General features: G+C 69.4%; 24 protein-coding genes. 3 read left to right on the top strand and 21 right to left on the bottom strand.

What is annotated here, in order from left to right; all coding sequences use genetic code 11:
* From VB080_RS04275 to murI, 8 genes are all read right to left on the bottom strand, one after another.
* Nucleotides 1-902 (bottom strand): DNA polymerase IV (locus VB080_RS04275; protein ID WP_323417192.1); only part of this gene is annotated, 902 nt, incomplete at its 3' end.
* A gap of 3 nt (nucleotides 903-905) precedes the next feature.
* Nucleotides 906-1412 carry a dihydrofolate reductase gene (locus VB080_RS04270; RefSeq protein ID WP_323417191.1) on the bottom strand — a complete coding sequence of 169 codons (507 nt, stop codon included), beginning with the start codon at nucleotides 1410-1412 and terminating at the stop codon, nucleotides 906-908.
* Between the two features lie 37 nt (nucleotides 1413-1449).
* Nucleotides 1450-1647, bottom strand: a complete 198-nt coding sequence (locus VB080_RS04265) for a DUF2892 domain-containing protein (RefSeq protein WP_323417190.1) — start codon at nucleotides 1645-1647, stop codon at nucleotides 1450-1452.
* A 14-nt stretch (nucleotides 1648-1661) separates the two neighbouring features.
* A complete protein-coding gene (locus tag VB080_RS04260) occupies nucleotides 1662-2105 on the bottom strand; it encodes a hypothetical protein (protein WP_323417189.1) in 444 nt (147 codons plus the stop codon).
* 308 nt (nucleotides 2106-2413) lie between these two features.
* Entirely contained in the window at nucleotides 2414-3208 is a 795-nt protein-coding gene (locus tag VB080_RS04255; RefSeq protein WP_323417188.1) for a thymidylate synthase, read from the bottom strand.
* A gap of 32 nt (nucleotides 3209-3240) precedes the next feature.
* Nucleotides 3241-3855, bottom strand: coding sequence for an RdgB/HAM1 family non-canonical purine NTP pyrophosphatase (gene rdgB / locus VB080_RS04250; protein ID WP_323417187.1), 615 nt, complete (start codon nucleotides 3853-3855; stop codon nucleotides 3241-3243).
* On the bottom strand, nucleotides 3852-4571 hold the full coding sequence (rph, locus tag VB080_RS04245; protein ID WP_323417186.1) for a ribonuclease PH: 720 nt from the start codon (nucleotides 4569-4571) through the stop codon (nucleotides 3852-3854). Before rph ends, rdgB begins: the two co-directional genes overlap by 4 nt.
* An 84-nt stretch (nucleotides 4572-4655) precedes the next feature.
* Nucleotides 4656-5468, bottom strand: a complete 813-nt coding sequence (murI, locus tag VB080_RS04240) for a glutamate racemase (RefSeq protein ID WP_416339597.1) — start codon at nucleotides 5466-5468, stop codon at nucleotides 4656-4658.
* Between the two features lie 95 nt (nucleotides 5469-5563).
* On the opposite strand from murI, the gene VB080_RS04235 reads away from it, so the two are divergent.
* The gene (locus tag VB080_RS04235; protein ID WP_323417184.1) at nucleotides 5564-5707 is read left to right on the top strand and encodes a hypothetical protein; all 144 of its coding nucleotides are present in this window, start codon (nucleotides 5564-5566) and stop codon (nucleotides 5705-5707) included.
* 15 nt (nucleotides 5708-5722) lie between these two features.
* Here VB080_RS04235 and VB080_RS04230 read toward each other — a convergent pair whose 3' ends face one another.
* From VB080_RS04230 to clpS, 13 genes are all read right to left on the bottom strand, one after another.
* Nucleotides 5723-5965, bottom strand: coding sequence for a hypothetical protein (locus VB080_RS04230; protein ID WP_323417183.1), 243 nt, complete (start codon nucleotides 5963-5965; stop codon nucleotides 5723-5725).
* Nucleotides 5962-8010: a ferrous iron transport protein B gene (feoB, locus tag VB080_RS04225; RefSeq protein ID WP_323417182.1), complete on the bottom strand. Its 2049-nt coding sequence runs from the start codon at nucleotides 8008-8010 to the stop codon at nucleotides 5962-5964. The genes VB080_RS04230 and feoB overlap by 4 nt, the downstream gene beginning before the upstream one ends.
* Nucleotides 8007-8228, bottom strand: a complete 222-nt coding sequence (locus VB080_RS04220) for a FeoA family protein (RefSeq protein ID WP_323417181.1) — start codon at nucleotides 8226-8228, stop codon at nucleotides 8007-8009. The genes feoB and VB080_RS04220 overlap by 4 nt, the downstream gene beginning before the upstream one ends.
* 97 nt (nucleotides 8229-8325) lie before the next feature.
* A complete protein-coding gene (locus VB080_RS04215; protein ID WP_323417180.1) occupies nucleotides 8326-9258 on the bottom strand; it encodes an FAD:protein FMN transferase in 933 nt (310 codons plus the stop codon).
* The gene (locus VB080_RS04210; protein WP_323417179.1) at nucleotides 9255-9698 is read right to left on the bottom strand and encodes an FMN-binding protein; all 444 of its coding nucleotides are present in this window, start codon (nucleotides 9696-9698) and stop codon (nucleotides 9255-9257) included. Before VB080_RS04210 ends, VB080_RS04215 begins: the two co-directional genes overlap by 4 nt.
* A complete protein-coding gene (locus VB080_RS04205) occupies nucleotides 9695-10432 on the bottom strand; it encodes an ABC transporter ATP-binding protein (RefSeq protein ID WP_323417178.1) in 738 nt (245 codons plus the stop codon). The genes VB080_RS04210 and VB080_RS04205 overlap by 4 nt, the downstream gene beginning before the upstream one ends.
* Before the next feature lies 1 nt (nucleotide 10433).
* On the bottom strand, nucleotides 10434-11576 hold the full coding sequence (locus VB080_RS04200) for an ABC transporter permease (RefSeq protein ID WP_323417177.1): 1143 nt from the start codon (nucleotides 11574-11576) through the stop codon (nucleotides 10434-10436).
* Nucleotides 11577-11580: 4 nt separating this feature from the next.
* Nucleotides 11581-12864, bottom strand: coding sequence for an ABC transporter permease (locus VB080_RS04195; RefSeq protein ID WP_323417176.1), 1284 nt, complete (start codon nucleotides 12862-12864; stop codon nucleotides 11581-11583).
* A complete protein-coding gene (locus VB080_RS04190) occupies nucleotides 12864-14135 on the bottom strand; it encodes a DUF2318 domain-containing protein (protein ID WP_323417175.1) in 1272 nt (423 codons plus the stop codon). The genes VB080_RS04195 and VB080_RS04190 overlap by 1 nt, the downstream gene beginning before the upstream one ends.
* 23 nt (nucleotides 14136-14158) lie before the next feature.
* Nucleotides 14159-14809: an iron transporter gene (locus VB080_RS04185; RefSeq protein ID WP_323417174.1), complete on the bottom strand. Its 651-nt coding sequence runs from the start codon at nucleotides 14807-14809 to the stop codon at nucleotides 14159-14161.
* A complete protein-coding gene (locus tag VB080_RS04180; protein ID WP_323417173.1) occupies nucleotides 14806-16374 on the bottom strand; it encodes an FTR1 family protein in 1569 nt (522 codons plus the stop codon). The genes VB080_RS04185 and VB080_RS04180 overlap by 4 nt, the downstream gene beginning before the upstream one ends.
* 189 nt (nucleotides 16375-16563) lie before the next feature.
* Nucleotides 16564-17118: a DUF2017 family protein gene (locus tag VB080_RS04175; protein ID WP_323417172.1), complete on the bottom strand. Its 555-nt coding sequence runs from the start codon at nucleotides 17116-17118 to the stop codon at nucleotides 16564-16566.
* A complete protein-coding gene (gene clpS / locus VB080_RS04170; protein WP_416339596.1) occupies nucleotides 17115-17435 on the bottom strand; it encodes an ATP-dependent Clp protease adapter ClpS in 321 nt (106 codons plus the stop codon). The genes VB080_RS04175 and clpS overlap by 4 nt, the downstream gene beginning before the upstream one ends.
* A gap of 35 nt (nucleotides 17436-17470) precedes the next feature.
* Between clpS and VB080_RS04165 the strand changes: the two genes are divergently transcribed.
* Together VB080_RS04165 and VB080_RS04160 are read left to right on the top strand one after the other, a co-directional pair.
* Nucleotides 17471-18838 carry a nicotinate phosphoribosyltransferase gene (locus tag VB080_RS04165; RefSeq protein ID WP_323417170.1) on the top strand — a complete coding sequence of 456 codons (1368 nt, stop codon included), beginning with the start codon at nucleotides 17471-17473 and terminating at the stop codon, nucleotides 18836-18838.
* Nucleotides 18835-19386, top strand: coding sequence for an isochorismatase family protein (locus VB080_RS04160; protein WP_323417169.1), 552 nt, complete (start codon nucleotides 18835-18837; stop codon nucleotides 19384-19386). The genes VB080_RS04165 and VB080_RS04160 overlap by 4 nt, the downstream gene beginning before the upstream one ends.
* The last annotated feature ends 4 nt before the right edge of the window (nucleotides 19387-19390 follow it).

Raw genomic sequence — 19390 nt, 5'->3', positions numbered from 1 at the left:
GAGAAGTCCGGCCAGCGCACCTTCACCGTCACGGTCCGGGCGAACAGTCCTGCCTTCTCCAGGCGCTCCACCACCTGGGCGGCCTGACGCTCCAGCACCCCGTCCAGCACCGCAAGGTCGGCGATGTCGTGCTCGAAGGTGTCCTCCACCGAGATCGACTTCGTCTCACGTTCGGGTTCGACCGGACGGTCGTCGCGTCCGTATGCGAGGTCGGCGAGGGTCTCGCCGGCCGCCTTGCCGAGTTCGCGTACCAACTCGGCCGGCGACAGCCGCTGCAAGTCGGACACTGTGGAGACCCCCAGCCTGGTCAGCCGTTCCATCGTGGCCGGGCCAACCCCGGGAATCGCGCGGGCGGACAGGCCGGCGATGGTCGCCACCTCGTCGCCGGGCGGCACCAGCCGGACACCGTCCGGCTTGGCCAGCTCGCTGGCGACCTTCGCGATGAACTTGGACGACCCCAGCCCCACCGAGGCGGTCAGTCCGCCCGTCCGCTCGACCACCTGCGAGCGGAGGTCCGCGACCAGGTCCAGCAGGTCATCCGGCGCCAGCGAGCGGTCCGGTCCGGCCGCCAGGTCGACGAAGGCCTCGTCCAGGCTGAGCGGCTCGACCAGCGGCGACAGTTCATGCAGCAGTTCCATCACGATGCCGCTGGCCTGGCGGTAGGCGCCGAACCGTCCGGCCAGGAAGGCCGCGTGCGGACAGCGCCGCCGGGCCTCGTGCATCGGCATTGCCGAGTGCACGCCGAACACCCGAGCCTCGTAGGAGGCCGTTGACACCACCCCACGCTGGCCGAGACCGCCGACGATCACCGGCTTGCCGCGCAACGACGGCTTGTCCCGCTGCTCGACGGCGGCGAAGAACGCGTCCAGGTCGAGGTGCAGGACGCTGGCCGTGGTGCGCACCCGCTAGTCCGTTGCGGTTGACACGGTCCGCCGCAGGTAGCGGACGAAGGCGAAGCCGTCGCGCTGCTCGCGGGAGACCTCCTGCCACTCGGTCGGCTCGACCGGAGGGAAGAACACCGTCCCGGTGGCCTCGGCCTCCACCTCGGTCAGATCGAGTTCGGTCAGTTCGGGCCAGGCCGCGCGGTAGATGCTGCCGCCGCCGGCGACGTAGATCTCCTCGTCCAGCGAGCGCGCCAGGTCGAGCGCCTCAGCCAGGGACGAGACGGCGAAGCCACGGGCGGTTCCACCGGACGGAAGCTCGATGTTGTCGGGGTCATGGGTCACCACGATGGTGGTACGCCCGGGCAGCCAGCGTCCGATCGCCTGGTGGGTGCGGCGTCCCAGGATCATCGGGTGCCCCATGGTCACCCGCTTGTAGCGCTCCCAGTCCTCGGCGATCTGGAAAGGCTGGCTGTCGCCGTCCCCGATCACCCCGTTGGCGCCGACGATCGCGATGCCGATGATTCGCATCCCGCGATGCTACCGCCCGCCCGGGGGCGGCTGGTCGTCAGCGGTTGGTGGTGATCTTCAGCGGGCCGTAGAGCGGGCAGACCGCGGTGGCAGAGGTCAACACCATCATGGCTGCCAGCACCAGCAGGACGATCCCGCCGACACTGCCAAAGCCGATCAGGCCGGCCGCCACCACCAGCAGCACGGCCAGAACTGCACGCACGATCCGGTCGATCGTGCCGACATTGCGTTTCATCGAGGTCTCCTTCATCAGCAGGTATTGAGGCTCGTGGCGCGACGCAGCACCCCGAAGGCCAGCAGGACCAGCGCCACGGTTGCGGTGAACGGCGTCACTCCAGGAGCGAACAGGACGCCGGCGGCCAGCATCATGGCGACCGGCATCACAAAGCAGGGCCCGAGCTTCTCCCGCGGCTGTCCGCGTAGCGGCAGGTAGAAGGCCACCAGGACGCCGGCGAGCAGGCCGGCGGCGGCCAGAACGAGGTACCAGCCCCACCCCACCGCCGCCCCACCGGCCGCGCCACGGTAGACACCGAACATCACCGGGGCGGCCGCCGCTGCCAGCAGGGTATGGCGGACCGTCCAGCCGGCACGGACGGCCGCGATCCCAGCAGGCGCGGCCAAGCCGGCATCCACGACCGGGATCCGGCCACCGGGGCCGGACAGGGGACGCTCATCGACCTGGTGTCCATCCATGGTCGGAATAATACCCCCTGGGGTATATTCCTGTCACGCCACCGCGCTTCCCCGGGTTGCCGAACGAAAGATCGCTGATCCTTCGCCACGCTCGGCAATCACCGGCACACGGGCCGCTGATGGACGGCCATCCGGCGCTGGTGTTCGGTCAGGTCGGAACCCCTAGCTCACGACCCGGACGAAGCTCATGGTGTTCTCGCCGGATTCCATCGCCAGCGTGCCGTCAGCCAGCGTGATCGGACCGTCCTCCCCGTCGGGCTGAGGCCGCGGCCTGTGCACCCTCGTGAAGGCGAGAAACCCCGGTAGGTTCAGACCGCTATCGGGGCTTTGATGCCGGGGTGCGGGTCGTAGTCGACCACCTCGATATCGGCCAGCGTCCAGGCGTCGATTGCGGTGACGGCCGGGTTGAGGACCAGGCGGGGCAACGGGCGAGGCTCCCGGGTGAGCTGCAGCCGGGCCTGCTCCAGATGGTTGCTGTACAGGTGGGCATCACCCAGGGTGTGGACGAAGTCGCCGACGTCCAGCCCCGTGGCGCGGGCGACCAGGTGGGTCAGCAGCGCGTAGGAGGCGATATTGAACGGCACCCCGAGGAAGATGTCGGCCGAGCGCTGGTAGAGCTGGCAGGAGAGCCGCCCGTCGGCCACGTAGAACTGGAAGAAGGCGTGGCAGGGCGGCAGCGCCATCTGGTCGAGCTGGCCGACGTTCCAGGCCGAGACGATGTGGCGGCGGGAATCGGGGTTGCTCTGCAGGGACGCGATCACGCCCTTGATCTGGTCGATGTGGCGGCCGTCGGGAGTCGGCCAGGAGCGCCACTGGTAGCCGTAGATCGGGCCCAGATCGCCGTTGGCGTCGGCCCACTCGTCCCAGATGGTGATGTTGTTGTCGTGCAGCCAGCCCACATTGGTGTCGCCACGCAGGAACCACAGCAGCTCCCCGAAGATCGAGCGGGTGTGCAGCCGCTTGGTGGTCAGCAGCGGAAACCCCTCGGACAGGTCGAACCGCATCTGGTAACCGAAGACACTCCGCGTCCCGGTACCGGTGCGATCGGACTTCGCCACGCCGTGATCGAGCACATGGCGCATCAGATCCAGGTATTGCTTCACTGCTCCTCCTTCGCGGTCGGGTGGTTCCCGGGTCAGCCGGCGGTCTCCCGCAGCACCTCGCGGAGCAGCGGCAGCATCGACCGGACCGCCTTGCCGCGGTGGCTGATCGCGTCCTTCTCGGCAGGGGTCAACTCGGCATTGGTCCGGCTCTGGCCGTTGGCGACGAACATCGGGTCGTAGCCGAACCCGTTGCTGCCCCGCGGTTGCAGCACGAGCCGGCCGAGCATCTCGCCCCGCACCACCCATTCTCGTCCGTCGGGGGCAACCAGCGCCATGGCGCAGACGAACCGGGCGGTGCGCTGCTCCTCGTCGGTGTCGGCCAGTTGCCGCAGCAGCAGGTTGAGGTTGTCGGCATCGGACGCGTCCGGCCCCGACCAGCGGGCCGACCGCACTCCCGGCATGCCGTTCAGCAGGTCGACTGCCAGCCCGGAGTCGTCGGCGACAGCGAGGTAGCCGGTGATCCCCGCTGCTGCCCGGGCCTTGATCAGCGCATTGCCCTCGAAGCTGGTCTCGGTCTCGGCAGGTTCGGGATAGGCCGGAAGTTCGTCCAGCCCAAGAACCTCGGCCTGGAGACCCTCGGCCGCGATCACCCGCTGCAGTTCGGTGGACTTCTTGTGGTTGTGGGTGGCGACGACGACCGTCCTCATCGGGCCAGCGCCTCCTGCTGCAATTGGGCGAGCCGGTCGCAGCCGGCCAGCCCCAGGTCGAGCAATTGGTTGAGGACGGCACGGTCGAAGGGCTGCCCCTCAGCGGTGCCCTGTACCTCGACGAACTCCCCCGAACCGGTGACGACCACGTTCAGGTCGACCTCGGCGGTGGAGTCCTCGCCGTAGTTCAGGTCGAGCAGGGGCACGCCGTCGACCACGCCGACCGACACCGCCGCCACCGAGCCGAGCAGCGGCTCGCCGGCCAGGGCGCCCCGCTCGCGCAGCCAGGTCACGGCATCGACCAGCGCCACGTACGCCCCGGTGATGGAGGCGGTGCGCGTCCCGCCGTCGGCCTGCAACACGTCGCAGTCAAGCACGATGGTGTTCTCGCCCAGCGCCGCGTAGTCGATCACGGCCCGCAACGAGCGGCCGATCAGCCGGCTGATCTCGTGGGTGCGGCCCCCGATCCGGCCCTTCACCGACTCCCGGTCGCTGCGGGTGTGGGTGGCGCGTGGCAGCATGGCGTACTCGCTGGTCACCCAGCCCAGCCCGGAGCCCTTCCGCCAGCGCGGCACGCCCTCGGTGACCGACGCAGCGACCAGCACCCGGGTGGCTCCGAACTCGACCAGCACCGAGCCTTCGGCGTGGTCGAGCCACTGCCTCGTGATGCGCACCGGGCGCAGTTCGTCAGGGGCACGTCCGTCGGCTCTGGTCATGGCCCCAACCCTAGCCGTCCGGACCGACAACGGCCGACACCCAGACGCGGGACGGGACGCCGGCGCGATCCGTCCCGGCACACCTCACACCAGCGCGTAAACCTGCTCGACCTGGGTCACAAAGCCCCCCAGCAGGCGGCGCCCGACCCCCTCGAAGAGTTCCGGGCTCCCGGTGGTCAGGAACCGACGCAGCGGCTCGTGCGGCACGGTGCGCAACAGACCGAGATCGGTCAGCGTCGCGTAGGTCTGGCGCGCGCACTCCTCCGCCGAGGAGACCAGCGTCACGTCCTCCCCCATCACGTAGGAGATCACGCCGGACAACAGCGGGTAGTGGGTGCAACCCAGGATCAGGGTGTCGATGTCCGCCTCCCGCAGCGGCAGCAGGTACCCGCGCGCCGCCTCGAGCAACTCGGTGCCACTGGTCACGCCCGCCTCGACGAAATCGACGAAGGCCGGGCAGGGCTGTGTGACCAGGTCGATCCGCGGCACTGCGGCCAGTGCGTCGTCGTAGCTGCCCGAGGCAGCTGTCGCCGTGGTGCAGATCAGGCCGATCCGGCCGTTCCTGGTGGTGCTGACCGAGCGCCGGGCGGCTGGCAGGATGACGTCGATCACCGGGACGTCGTAGCGCTCCCGGGCATCCCGCAACACCGCCGAGGACGCCGAGTTGCACGCGATGACCAGGGCTTTCACGCCCTGCTCCGCGAGATAGTCGAGGCACTCCAGGGCGTACTCGCGCACCTCGGGAATGGTCTTGGTGCCGTACGGCGCCCGGGCGGTGTCGCCGAGATAGACCATGTCCTCGTCGGGCAACTGGTCGACCAGCGCGCGAGCGACGGTGAGCCCGCCGAAGCCGGAATCGAAGACCCCGATCGGGGCGTCAGACGTTGCCACGTCCACTGACTGTAGCCTCCCTCGGTCGGTGTCCGCCCGGCCGGGCGCTCGCCACGGGCTTTCGTGGTTCGGCATGATGGAAACGGCAGCAAGGAGGAGCCATGCAGATCCCGCCGATCGACGTCACTCGCTGGACCCTGCGCGCCCTGAAGCTGCTGGACCAGACCTGGCGGACCATCGTCCCCCAGCCCAGCAAGCAGTCACCGCCCAGCCCGCCCGACCGGCGCCGTCCGGACATCTGGTAGCCGGGCGCCGGTCTGTTACGCCGCGGACGACAGCGGGCAGCCCCTGGCCGCGCAGTCCCGGCAGCCGGTGGGCGCACACTCCGAGGACGCCACCCACTTCTGCACCCGGCCGGTCCGGGTCAGCCGGTCGACCACGGCACGCACCAGATCGGGGGTGAGCCCGGTGCGTGCGACGAGGCCGGGGACCGAGGAGACCCCGTCCTCGATCTCGGCCAGGATGATCGTCATCGGGCTGGCAGCAACACTGAGGGTGGTCACCAGAACAACCGTCCGATCTGGAACACCAGCACCGCCAGCGACCAGGCGACCACCAACTGCATCGCCACCCCGAACAACGTCCACTTCGGCCCGATCTCGCGCCACTGGGTGGCCACCGTCGCCATGCAGGCGGTGTAGGACATCATGAACACCAGGAAGGCCAGCGCCGCAGGCACCGGGTGCCCGCCGGAGGACTCGGTGAAGTCAGCGACGATCCGGTCGCCGAGCGGCCCGGCCTCGCCCTCCTCGGGCTCGTCGAGGGCATAGGTCTGCGCCCAGGAGGAGATCACCGCCTCCTTGGCGACGAAGCCCACCACCAGCGCCGAGGTGGTCTGCCACTTGGCGAAGCCGGCTGGGGCGAAGACCGGGGTGATCGCCTGGGCGGCGACCCCGTAGGCGGAGTCCTCGACGGGGGTGTCGGCGAAGCCGCCGTCGCCCCGCACCGGCACCGACTGCAGCAGCCACACCGCGGCGACGGTGACGACGATGATGCCGGTGGCGGTCTGCAGGAAGCCCTTCAGCCGCACCCAGGTCACCGAGGCGGTCAGCCGCAGGGTCGGCACCTGGTAGGGCGGCAGGTCGATCACCAGTGGCTCGACCTTCTGGCCACGCCACAAGGTGTGTCGCAGGATCAGCCCGACGCCGATCACCACCAGCACCGAGGCGACGTACATGGCGAACACCACCGTGCCGGCTCCGGAGCCGAAGAAGGCCACACCGACCATCACGAACACCGCCAGCCGCGCGGTGCAGGCGGTGAACGGCACCAGCAACGCGGTCAGGATGCGCTGACCCGCGACCGGGAGCACCCGGGTGGCCGAGACCGCCGGGACGTTGCAGCCGTAGCCGACGATCAGCGGGATGAACGCCCGGCCGGGCAGGCCAATCGCCCGCATCACCCGGTCGGTGACGACAGCGGCGCGGGCCATGTAGCCCGAGTCCTCCAGCAGGGCGAGCAGGACGAACATCAGCGCCATCAGCGGGACGAAGGTCAACAGGGCGCCGACGCCTGCGATCAACCCGTCGACGATCAGCGCCTCGAACCAGCCGCCACCCCAGCCGACTGCCGCCAGCAGAGCCTTGGTGCCGTCCGAGACCGGACCGGAGATCAGCGCGTCCAGGCCGTCCTGCATCGGGGCGGCGACGGTGGTGGTGATCTGGAAGACCACCCACATCACGGCCAGGAAGATCAGCGGCCCGATCACCGGTGCGGTCACCCAGCGGTCGATCCGGTCCGAACGGGTGCCGCCGTCCCGGCCCGGCGTCACCGTGGCCGCCTCGACGGCGGCGGCAACCCAGTTGAATCGATCGTTGTCCAGTGCCCACTCGTCGTTCTCGTCGAGGTAGAGCGGTTCTCGTGGGGTGGGGACGGGCAGCCGCAGCGCTTCGCGGACGGCCTCCGATAGCTCGGGCAGTCCGGTCCGCCGGCGGGGATCGAGCGCGACCACCGGAACCCCGGTCAGGGTGGCCAGGGCGGCCAGGTCGAGGTCGATGCCCTGCTTGCCGGCGATGTCCAGCATGGTCAGCGCGATCACCAGCCGGGTGGGGTGTTCTCGTACCTGGGCGGCCAGGAACAGGCTCTGGGAGAGCCGGGAGGCATCGGTGAGCAGCACGCACACGTCCGGGCGTTCCTGGGACGGCCCCTCCAGCAGCAGTTCGCGGGTGAGCGCCTCGTCCGGGGACTCGGGGTCGAGAGAGTAGGCACCGGGCAGGTCGACCAGGGTGAAGTCGATCCGGCCGGCGTAGCAGGAACAACCCTCGCAGCTGCACTCGGCCTCGCCACAGCAACTGCAGGGTGCGCCATCGCTGTGCCACACGCCGCGGGACACCTCGACTGTGGTACCGGGCCAGTTGCCCATCGTCACCCGGGAACCGGTGAGCGCATTGAACAGCGTCGACTTGCCGGTGTTCGGGGCACCGACCAGCGCCACCACCGCAGCGTCCGGACCGGCCGAGACCATCGAGCCGCCGCTGTGGCAGGTCGCCTTGACCGACGGCGGACGGGCGCCGGCCGGTGCCCCGGCCTGACTGGTGGACAGCTTCATGAGGCCACCGCAACCTGGATGTGCTTCAGGACGCCCGGACCGAGCGCCAGCCGGGTGCCGCCGACCATCGCGATCCGGCCACCGCCACAGGTGCGCTGCAACAGCGTCACCTCGACCCCACGACGCAGCCCGAGCGCCGCCAGCCGGCGGGTGGTGCCCACGCCGACAGCATCCTGCAACACCAGGCGATGCCCCAACGGAGCCCGGTCAAGAGTCATGTCCCGCACAGAGGTTAGCCTACGCTTAATTGCGTAGGCTGATTGCCACCCCGGAAGGCCACTCAGCAGGTGCCCGAACCGCACTCCGGCTGTGTCCTCACCGTACTGGCAGGCCCGCCTGCTCCCGAAGTTCACGCAGTCTCGCCCCGACCCCCGCCCGGAGCGAGAACAACGAGGCCAGCCGGGGCGAACCGAGAGCGCGACCGTCCACGGTGAGGAACAGTGCCGCCACCCCGAGCTGCTCTGCCAGTCCCATCCCGCGCTCCAGGCCCAGCACCAGACAGGCGGTCGACAATGCCTCGCTGAGCATCCCGTCCTCACTCAGCACCCCTGCCGCGCAGACGTCGGTTCGCGCCCAGGTCCCGGTTCGCGGATCCCGGACGTGCCCGGCTACCACCTCGCCGGCCCGGATCCGCTGGCCGCGCAACCCGGACACCGAGAACGAGCCGCGGCCGACCTCCAGATAGCCCAGCGTCTCGGTCAGCGGTTCCCAGGGCGAGCTGACCGCAATCCGCCAGCGGTCCCGGACGAGTGGCCAACCGGCCACCGAGATCGACGAGGTACCCAGCGAGACCAGCACCCCGGACGCAGTGGCCCGGTCGCGGACCAGATCGGCCGCATAGCCCTTGGCGATCGCCCCCAGATCAAGGCTGCCTCCCGGGCCGAGCCGGGCCTGCCAGCCGTCCCCGGACCTGGCCCGCAGCTCCAGTCCCGACCCACCGCCGACCGGGTTGAAGACGCCGCCGGTGAGTTCCCGGTAGCGCACCGCTGCCCGGGCCACCGCCACCAGATGGGGCCCGACCGGGAGCCAGCGGCCGGGGGCCGCGTTCAACCGTCCCACATCGCTGTCGGCCCGGAAACGAGAGAGCGCGGCATCCACCTCGGCGACCAGGGCGTGCAGTTCCCCGGCCTGGTCGGCGCGGACATCGTCCGGCTCCTCGCCGACCAGGCAGAGCTGGACGGTGGTGCCCATCGCGGTGGACTCCGACCACCTCTCGTGGCCGGACTCCCCGGCCACTGCGGGTGTCATGCGGTGTGGCTCAGCGCGTCGGTGATCGCCTCGACGAACTGCCGGTGGGACAGCGAGGCGCCGGCGATGACATCGACCTCGTCGGCGTCGCCCACCTCCCGGAATTGCGCAACGTAGGCCTGCTCGGCGGTCACCGCCGCCTGCGCGCGTTGGTAGAAGGCCTGGTCGACCGGCTTCCCGGTGGCCTTGGAGAGGCCGTAGTTCTCGTCGTGCGGGGTACCGTCCGGGTCGGTGACGACGAACGCTGCCTGCGTCACACGCCCGCCGGAGATGCTGAACTCGACCGTTCCGATCGCACCCTGGTCGTCCGGCGCGCTCGAGCCCCGGTAGTCGCCGTCAGGATAGTCGGCGATCTTCATGCTCTGGGTGCAGCCGGCGAAGGCGACCAGGGCCACGGCGGCGGCGAACGCTGCCACCCTGGTCCGTCCCGGGCCGCTCATCGCAGCACTCCCCCGCCCGCCGGCGCCGCCTCGCCCGCCGCGGAACCGTAGCAGCGAATGTAGTCCTCGGTCTCGACCACCCGGGAGATCCGGCCGTGGTTCAGGATGATCTGCCGCTGCCCCTGCGCCGCCACGGTCGCGTCGTGGGTGACCACCACCAGCGTGGTGCCGTCGTCGTGCAGCTGGTGGAACAACTCCAGCACGATCTGCTCGTTGGCCTCGTCAAGGTTGCCGGTGGGCTCATCGGCCAGGACCACCGAGGGCGAGTTGATCAGCGCCCGGGCGACGCACACCCGCTGCTGCTCGCCGCCGGACATCTGCCGCGGCAGGTGGTTGGCCCGGGCGCCCATGCCGACCCGCTCCAGCGCCGCGCGGGCCTCCGCCTCGTCCGGCAGGGAGTGGTAGTACTGGGCGACCATCACGTTCTCCACCGCTGTCAGGTGCTTGACCAGGTGGAACTTCTGGAAGATCAGCCCGATCCGCCGCCGGCGGATGTTCGCCAGTTCGCGTTCGCCCTGTCGGTCGAGGTGCTCCCCGTCCAGCAGAACGGTGCCCGAGGTGGCGGTGTCCATGCAGCCCAGGATGTTCATCAGCGTGGTCTTGCCCGAGCCGGACGGGCCGACGATGGACAGCCACTCCCCTTTGTGGATCGTGAGGTCGACGCTGTCCAGCGCCGCCACCTCGCCGTAGAGCCGGCTGACCCCGCTCAGGCTGTAGACCGTCTGCGATTCCATGTCACTCTCCCCCCAGCACTGCTGCCGGATTGATGCCGATGATGCGTCGGACGGTGAGGAAGCTGCCCAGCCCGCTGACCAGCGCGGCCACCACCATGGTCAACGGCACCACCCACCAGCTTGCCTGCAGGTTGAGGTTGAACACCTCCTGGGTGACCAGGCCGCCCACGGCGATCCCGGCCACGGCGCCGAGCAGACCGCCGAACAACCCCAGGATGACGCCCTCGCCGATGAACTCCCCGACCAGTTCCCGGCTGGAGGCGCCCAGCGCCTTCTTGAGGGCCAGTTCGGTGGCCCGCTCACCCACCACGGCGTTCATCGTGGTGGTCACACTGATCAGGGTCAGCGCGCCGATGATCACGCTGACGATCCAGATCAGGGCCCGTAGGGTGAGCAGCACGCCCGACTCCGACTTCGTGATCCGCTTCACCACCTGGGCGTGAGCGGCCGTATCAGTGGCGTCGATCAGCTGGGCAATGGTCTCCAGTTCGCCCTGATCGGCCAGCACCGAGTACTCGATCATGTCGATCCGGCCGTCCGCCGGGAGGATGGACTCCAGGTCCGCCAGCGAGAGCAGCAGCATGGCGTCCTCGGGGCCACCGGTGCGCAGCAGCCCCGAGACGGTCACGGTGACCGGCTGTGAGTCGACCCCGGCCTCGGCCCGGGCGACAAGGCTGAGTTGGTCGCCGACCTCGAAGCCGTACCGCTTCACCAGGTCGCGGCCGACCAGCAACTCGCCGGGCTGCGCGGGCAACTCCCCGTCGATGCTCCAGTAGGGCCGCATCGCGGTGGCCAGGCCGAAGTCGGTGGCCATCACCGAGAGCGGCTGCTGGTTGTAGAGCAGGTTGTCCTGGCGGTAGGGGGCGTGGCCGACCAACGAGGCACCGGTGCCGGTCAGCGCGTCGTTGATCGTCTCCATGTCGCTGACCCGCAGGGTCTGGGTTCCGGCGGCGGACACCACCAGGTTGGCGCCGTAGGAGCGCAGTTCCCGTGCCATCTGCTCGGGGACGGTGTAGGTGATGATCCCCAGCGCCGACAGCGTGGTCGCCCCGACGACGATCGCCAGCGAGGCGATCACCACCCGGGACAGCCGGCGCACGAAGGCGCGGGTGATCATCCGCAGGTACATCCTGGCGCGGGTCATCGACTCACTTCCCGTGCAGGACGTTGGCGGGCTCCAGCTTCATCAGCGCCCGCAGCGACGGCAGGGTGCCGACCAGGATCATCGAGGTGATCAGCGCCACCATCACCGGGAGCACCAGTGGACGCAGCGTGATCCAGGAGGAGAACACCACCTGCCCGATCACCTGCGCGAGACCGATACCCAGGACGAAGCCGACCGCCCCGCCGACCAGCCCGACCACCATCGTCTCGGCGATGATCAGGCCGACCACCGACGCGTTGCGTGCCCCGATCGCCTTCAGCAGGCCGATCTCGGGAGCACGTTCCATCACCCCGGCGGTGACCAGGTTGGCGATCCCCAGCGCCGAACCGACCATCGCCAGGACGGCGATCAGCACCATGATGAGCTGGGTCTTCTCCAGGATGACGCCCTCGCTGTCGGCGATCTGCCGGACCGGCTTGGCCACCGCGTCGGTGAGCGCCTCCTCGATCTGGTACGAGATCGACGACACATAGGCGGTGCAGTACCAGGTCTCCCAGTCGGCCACCGAGAGGCTGGTGGGATCCCGCTCGGCGCGCTGGGAGAGTTCGTTCTCCGGGGTGGTGATCGCCCGTACCTCGATCCGGTCGACCTCACCGGGACGTCCGGTCAACTGCTGCGCCGTGGCCAGCGGGACGTAGAGCACGTCGTCCTCGTCGCTGCCGGCGTGGAAGACGCCGGCCACCCGGAGTTCTGCGTCCCCGTCCGTCCCGGCGACGGGCACGGTGTCACCGACCGACCAGCCGTGGGCGGCGGCCAGGTTCGCCCCGACCATCGCCTGCTGCGGGTCGGCGTCCTGGGCCCACCCCCCCTCGACATCCCACCAGCCGCGCAACCGGAGCAGACCGGTCTGCACCGGCTCGCCGATGTCGAGGGTGAGGGTGTGGTCGAACCAGGTGCCGTAGAGGGTGACCGGGGCGGAATCGCCGCTGGCGCCGACCTGGACGGTGGTCTTCAGGTAGGGCGCGAAATCCTCCAGGTTGTAGGCCCAGAAGATCGACTTCAGCTTGGGCAACTCGTCCTCGCGCAGCGCGCCGGCTGGTTCGTCGTCGGTGCCGTAGACCTCGGAGACGACCGAGGCACCCTTCGAGGTCACCTCGATGTTGGCGCCGTAGGAGCTCAGCTCCTGCTTGACCTTGTCGCCGACGTCGAGCATGACGGCCATCATCGACGTGGTCAGGGCAGCGCCCAGGCAGATCGTGACGGCGATCATCACCCGCTTGCCGAGCTGCTGGCGCAGCGCCCGGGAGATCATGCGGAAGAAGAACATCAGGCGAACACCCTGGCTTTCTCCTCCAATTCGGCGACCTGGAAGAGCAGTTGCCCGCCCGCCAGCTCGTACTGGATCGGGATCGGGTTGCAGCCCCCGGGGAAGCCGATGGTCTGGGTGTTCATGATGACGTCACACTCCCGGCACACCACTTTGCCGTCCCGTTCGTAGTAACCACTGGGCCCGCAGATCTCGCAGGCGTCCAGGCCGGTGCCGTAGGCGGTCGGGTTCTTCTGGATCACGATGAACCGCACCAGGGTGCCGCCGGTCGCCTGGTAGCCGAAGCGGTGCAGGTGCCCGTCGCTGACCAGCTCCAGGCTCACCTCGACAGTGGGGCCGTTCACCGTGGACGGTTCGATCGCGGACAGCTCCGGGACGGCCTCGGCCACCCGCTTGCCCACCGTGAAGGTGGCCACCAGGCCCACCCCGAGCGCCGCCGACCAGCCCAGCACCCGGCGCCGGGAGACCCCCTCGGCCTTCACCAGGCGGTGTTCGGCCGGTACCGCGTCGGCCGGGGCGCTACGACGGCGGACCAGGTAGGCGATCACCGCCGCGACCACCACCAGGGTGGCCAGGGTCAGCAGGATCGCCACATTGTGGCGCTGCACCCACAGCAGCGTCTGGAAGTTCAGCGAACTCTTCGGCAGCAGCTTCGCGGTGGAGAACTGCTGGTACAGCGGCGGCCAGCCGGTGAGGATCGCGATCCCGATCACCACGGTAGTCAGGATGCGACGGGCCAGACCGGGCATCCGTCCCAGGCTCACCGTCAGCACCACGCCCACCGTCGCCATCGCGGCGATGCCCAGCAGGTAGCCGATCAGGTTGATCAGGGAGTCGCTGGCGAACAGCACCCCGCCCATCGGCACCACCCGGTCACTGGCCAGGTAGAGCGGGATGCCATAGAACAGGTTGACCAGCGACAGCGCGGCCAGGCTCGTTCCCGTGAGCAGTCGGCTGAGCAGCCCCCCACTCTCGTCGGCGACCAGCGGCCGGCGGCCGATCGCCCACAACATCACCAGGAAGGCGATCAGGGCCAGCAACAAGAAGATGCCCGCCCACAGATTGATCATGGGCAGCCGGATCAGCTTGGTGTTCAGCCGCAGGCCCGCGATCGTGGCCGCAGCGAGGGCACCGAGCGCCAGGGCGGCGACCGTCCACCGGCCTACCCGCTGGCGCTGGGCCGGCGGGTAGGCGCGGTTGGCGATCAGGACGGCGGAGAACACGCACAGAGGGAGCGCGAGTTCCGCCGCGGCAACGAACAGTTTGAGCATGGAGTACTGGCCTGGTCAGCTCGTCAGAGCAGCTGGCCGTCCCACTCGAAGTTGTCGAAGGTGACCTTCAGCGGCTCGGTCCAGAACCGGCCCTTCACCCCGCTGGTGTCCTTGCCGGTGTGCAGCATGAAGTCGTCGGCCGGCGACTGGATGGACAACTCGACGGTGTAGAGGCCCGGCTCCAGCTTGATGTTGTTGCCGTAGTGCGGGCCGTCCGAGGCGATCATCGGCATCAGCGTGCCGAGCTCGACCACCTTGCCGGTGTTCTTCTCGGTCAGCTTCGGGGTGATCTTCAGGTAGGGCATGAACTGCTCGGCCTCGAAGCCGATGTCCTTGGCCTTCTCGGTGGTCTTGATGTCGATCTCGAAGTGCATGTCGGATTCCGAGGCCGGCGGCATGGCCATGGTGCCGTGCTCCATGTCGATCGCCTGGAAGTAGACCGCGTTCACCTCGAGGTAGTCGCCGGCCTGCTGCGGGCCGGAGTCGCCCACCGGCAACTCGTTGATGCCCACCACGTTGGGGTCGTCGGTGGTTTCCGGTTCGGTGGATTCGGCTGGGGCCGAGGCGGTGCTGCCCGCCGCGACGGAAGGCGATTCGGCCGGAGCCGCCGAACAGCCGGCGAGCAGCAGCGCGAGCGCGCTGGCGGCGATGGCTGCCTGCTGGATGATCTTCACTTGGTTTCTACCCTTTCCTCGGTGTTTTCATTGGCTGCGGACGCCGCAGACTTCCGGAACTGCCAGACCATCAGGCCCAGCACGATGGCGGTGACGATGCCCTGGACGGTCAGGGTCTCGACGGTGGGGTACAGGCCGAGCCACTCGATCTGCGGGACGCCCGCGACCGGCGTGGCGTCCAGGATCATGGCGTCCTGCAACTCCTTGGCGGCACCGCCGGCGATGGTGATCGCCAGGAAGGCGAGCAGGACCGACGTCCAGCGGAAGAACGGACGCAGCGGCAGCCGGACGCCGAAGTACCGCACCGCCACGAACAGCAGGGCAAGGATGACGACGGCGGTGGCCATGCCCGCCCAGATCAGCAGGTGGTCGGTGGCGGTCTGGGCAGCACCGAAGATCGGGATGAAGAACAAGATGGTCTCGAAGCCCTCCCGTGCCACCGCCAGGAAGACCACCGTGAACAGCGCCCAGCGGCCACCGGATTCGGCGTGCTGGTCGACCGTGCCGCTGATGTAGCGGTGCCAGGCGTCGCCTTCGGACTTGGAGAGGATCCAGCTGCTGATGTAGATCAGCATCACCGCTGCCAACGCGCCGGCGACGCCCTCGATCAGCTCCTGGGCCAGGCCGAGGTCGGCACTGCTGGTGAGCGAGTTGAACAGCACGGCCAGGACGATGCTGAGCGCGATCGCCGCGCCGATTCCGAGGTAGACCCCGCGGAGCTGGTCGCGCCGGCCGGTCTTGACTACGTAGGTGATCACGGCCGCGACCACCAGCAGCGCCTCGACGCCCTCGCGGACCAGAATCAGCAGCGCAGCGACGAAACCGCCCCAGCCGACCGCCTCATCGGCACCGAGCGCGTCCAGCGCGGCTGCGTCCTCTGTCACCATCTGGCTGAGCGTGGCAACGTGGCCGCGGACCTCCTCCAGCGGTGCGCCGTCGCGGATCCCGACCCGGATCTCGCGGAACTCGGCCTCGACCGCTGCCGCCCGGCCGTTGCTGAGGTAGGACAGGGTCGCCTTTTCCAGGCCGTCGGCCTCGTAGTGCTGCAGGTAGGCCCGGGTGGCCTCCTTCAGACCCTCATCAGGTTGGCCCTGCTCGTACAGCGTCAGGGCGTGCTCGACGGCTTCGACGATGCTCTGCGCCACCCGGCTCCAGCGGTCGGTCAGTTCGGGGGCGTCACGCAGTTCGGTGACGTCGGTGGCCAGCTGGGTCACCAGCTGGGCGGTTCGCTGCTCGACCTGCGCCTGCGGAGCCTGGTCGCGGGCAAGGTTGCGGAGCTCGACGACGCCGGTCTGGAAGGCCTTCGCCCGCTCGGCACCCAGCCGGTGCTTGATCTCGTCCTCCAGTCCACTGGCCTGGTAGTGCTCGTAGTAGGCCTTGCGGATGGTGGCCTCGACCGTCTTCAGGTCGCCGTCGCGGTAGTGCCCGGGCACGGCGTCGAGCAGCGCGGTCACAGTGTCGGCCACGGTCTGCCAGCGCTCCTCGGCCGAGGCGGGTGCCGCAGTGACCCAGCCGATCGCGCAGACCAGCCAGGCGGCACACAGCCAGGTGACGACCCGCCGCACCGGGGACCAGTCCCGGCCCCGGGTCACGGATCGGGCGGGCTCACGCAGCTCCGCGTCACCCCGCGGCGATGGCGGGCCGATTAACGCAACTGATTCGTGAGTTATTCCCGGCACGTAGGTAAGGCTACGCTAAATTGCGTAGGGCGTTGACCATTTTCGCAAAAAGGTCAGACCGAATTTCCTGGACGGTCAGGAGCGGCTGAGCAACGCCTCGGTGAGGTAGCCGAGCCACTCATAGACCTGGTAGGTGTAGCGGCGGGGATCGTCGTCGTCCAGCCGGTCCAGGGCCTCAGCATCCTCGGCGTGTTCGATACCGAGCCGTACCGCCAGGCTGAGCCGCAGCGCGGTCAGTCCCTTCAGCCACTGGTCGAGATCGACCACCCGGATCTGGACCGGCCGCCGGCCGCCGTTCGACTCGCGCAGCGCATCCATCACCAGTCCGGCCTGTTCGACCCGTGCCCGGCGCTGCCCGGTCTCGGTGAACCGCCGGAACTCGGCCGAGGCGGCCGGATCCTCCGGATAGGCCTGCGGGAAGAGCCGCTCGATGACCGGGTCGCTGCGATCCAGGGGCGCGGTCTCGGAGAACTCGGCCTGCCAGCGCTCGAAGGGGTCGTCGGCCGGCGGCAGCTCGGCCTCGGTGTCCAGCAGTTCGCTCAACTGGTCCATCAGGGATTCCAGCAGGGTGGCCTCGTACTCGGTCAGCCGCAGCTTGATCACCGGTCCCTTGCGGACGACGTCACTCACGAGGCCTTCTCCAGGGTCGCCCACAGCCCGTAGGAGTGCATCGCGTCCACGTCGGACTCCATCTGCTCCCGGGTGCCGTGCGACACCACTGCCCTGCCCTCGGTGTGCACCTGCATCATCAGCTTGCTGGCCTTGGGTTCGGGGTAGCCGAAATAGGTGGCGAAGACGTGGGTGACGTAGCTCATCAGGTTGACCGGGTCGTCCCAGACGATGGTCACCCAGCCGGCGTCGAGCTGATCCTGCTCGGCAGGCAGTTCGGTGACGGCGGTGCCGCCGGCCGGCTGGCCGGGTGCGTCCGGGGTGGTCATGGGCCCCATTCTGGCACGCGAGCCGAAGCACTACGCTGGCCAGTATGGCCACTGCCTCTGCGTCCGGCGCCAGCACAGCGCTGCTGACCGATCACTACGAACTCACGATGGTCCAGGCGGCCATCGGCTCCGGCACCGCGGCGCGGCGCAGCGTCTTCGAACTCTTCGCCCGGCGGCTGCCCACCGGGCGCCGCTACGGTGTGGTGGCCGGCACCGGCCGTGTCCTGGACGCGATCGAGGCCTTCCGGTTCGAGCCGGAGCAACTCGACTTCCTGCTGACCACGAAGGTGATCACCGCCGAGCTTGCCGAGTGGCTGGCGCAGTACCGATTCTCCGGCGATATCTGGGGCTACCCCGAGGGCGAGGCCTACTTCCCGGGCTCGCCGCTGCTGATCGTGGAGGGCAGCTTCGCCGAGGCGGTGATGCTGGAGACCGTCCTGCTGTCGATCTACAACTACGACTGCGCGGTCGCCTCGGCGGCGTCCCGGATGATCACCACCGCCGCCGGACGGCCCTGCATCGAAATGGGCTCCCGCCGGGCCAACGAGTCGGCGGCCGTGGCCGCTGCCCGGGCGGCCTGGATCGCCGGCTTCTCCGCCACGTCCAACCTCGAGGCGGGACGGCGTTACGGCATCCCGACCACCGGCACCGCCGCCCATTCCTTCACCCTGCTGCACGACAGCGAGGAGGACGCCTTCGCCGCCCAGCTGGCCTCGCTGGGCGAGAGCACGACACTGCTGGTCGACACCTATGACGTGGAGACCGCCGTCCGCACCGGTGTCCGGCTCACCGAGGGCAGGCTGGGCGCCGTCCGGCTGGACTCCGGGGACCTGGCCGACCAGGCCAGCGACGTCCGTGACCTGCTCGACTCGCTGGGTGCCACCAGCACCCGGATCATCGTCACCTCCGACCTGGACGAGTACCAGATCGCCGCGCTGCGCAGCGCCCCGGTGGACGGCTACGGCGTCGGCACCTCACTGGTCACCGGCTCCGGCGCCCCCACCTGCGGCATGGTCTACAAGCTGGTCGCCCGGGCCGCCGACGACCGCGAGGGCTCGCCACTGGTGCCGGTGGCCAAGAAGAGCCGGGAGAAGACCTCGATCGGCGGACGGAAGTACGCCCTGCGCCGGCTCGATGAGAACGGCCGGGCCGAGCACGAGGTGATCGGTATCGGCACCCCGCCGGTGGGCGACGGCAACGACCGTCCACTGCTGGTTCGCCTGGTCGACCATGGCCGGATGGTCGGACGCGAGCCGCTGCAGGCCGCGCGTGACCGCCACCACCGGGCACTCGCCGAACTACCGATGACCGCCCACCAGATGTCCCGCGGTGAACCCGTGATCGACACCATCATGATCGAGAACGACGGCGGGCAGGCCGTCAACCCGTACGCGAAGCAGGTGACCCCGTGAGCAGTGCGCTGATCGTCGTCGACGTCCAGAACGACTTCTGCGAGGGTGGCTCGCTGGCAGTGGCCGGCGGAGCTGCCGTCGCCACCGCGATCTCGGACCTGCTGGGGGCAGGCCACGGCTACGACCATGTCGTGGCGACCCAGGACCACCACATCGACCCGGGCCCGCATTTCTCCGACCACCCCGACTACGTCGACTCCTGGCCGGTGCACTGCGTGGCCGGCACCCCGGGCGCCGACTTCCATCCCAACCTGGTCAACCGTCCGTTCGAGGCGGTGTTCACCAAGGGCGAGTACGCGGCCGCCTACTCCGGCTTCGAGGGCGCCGCCGATGGCCAGCCGCTGGCCGACTGGCTGGCCGCTCACGAGATCACCGAGGTGGACGTGGTGGGGATCGCCACCGACTACTGCGTCCGCGCCACCGCCCTGGACGCCGCCGCAGCCGGGCTGGCCACCCGGGTACTGCTCGACCTCACCGCCGCTGTCGCGCCCGAGCGGCTCCAGACCACCCTGGAGGACTTCGCCGCCGCCGGCGTCCAACTCCCCTGACACC

Origin of the sequence: Propionicimonas sp. (assembly GCF_034927565.1) — a bacterium.
Lineage (GTDB): Bacteria > Actinomycetota > Actinomycetes > Propionibacteriales > Propionibacteriaceae > Propionicimonas.
This window is presented reverse-complemented; position numbering and strand designations above follow the sequence as displayed.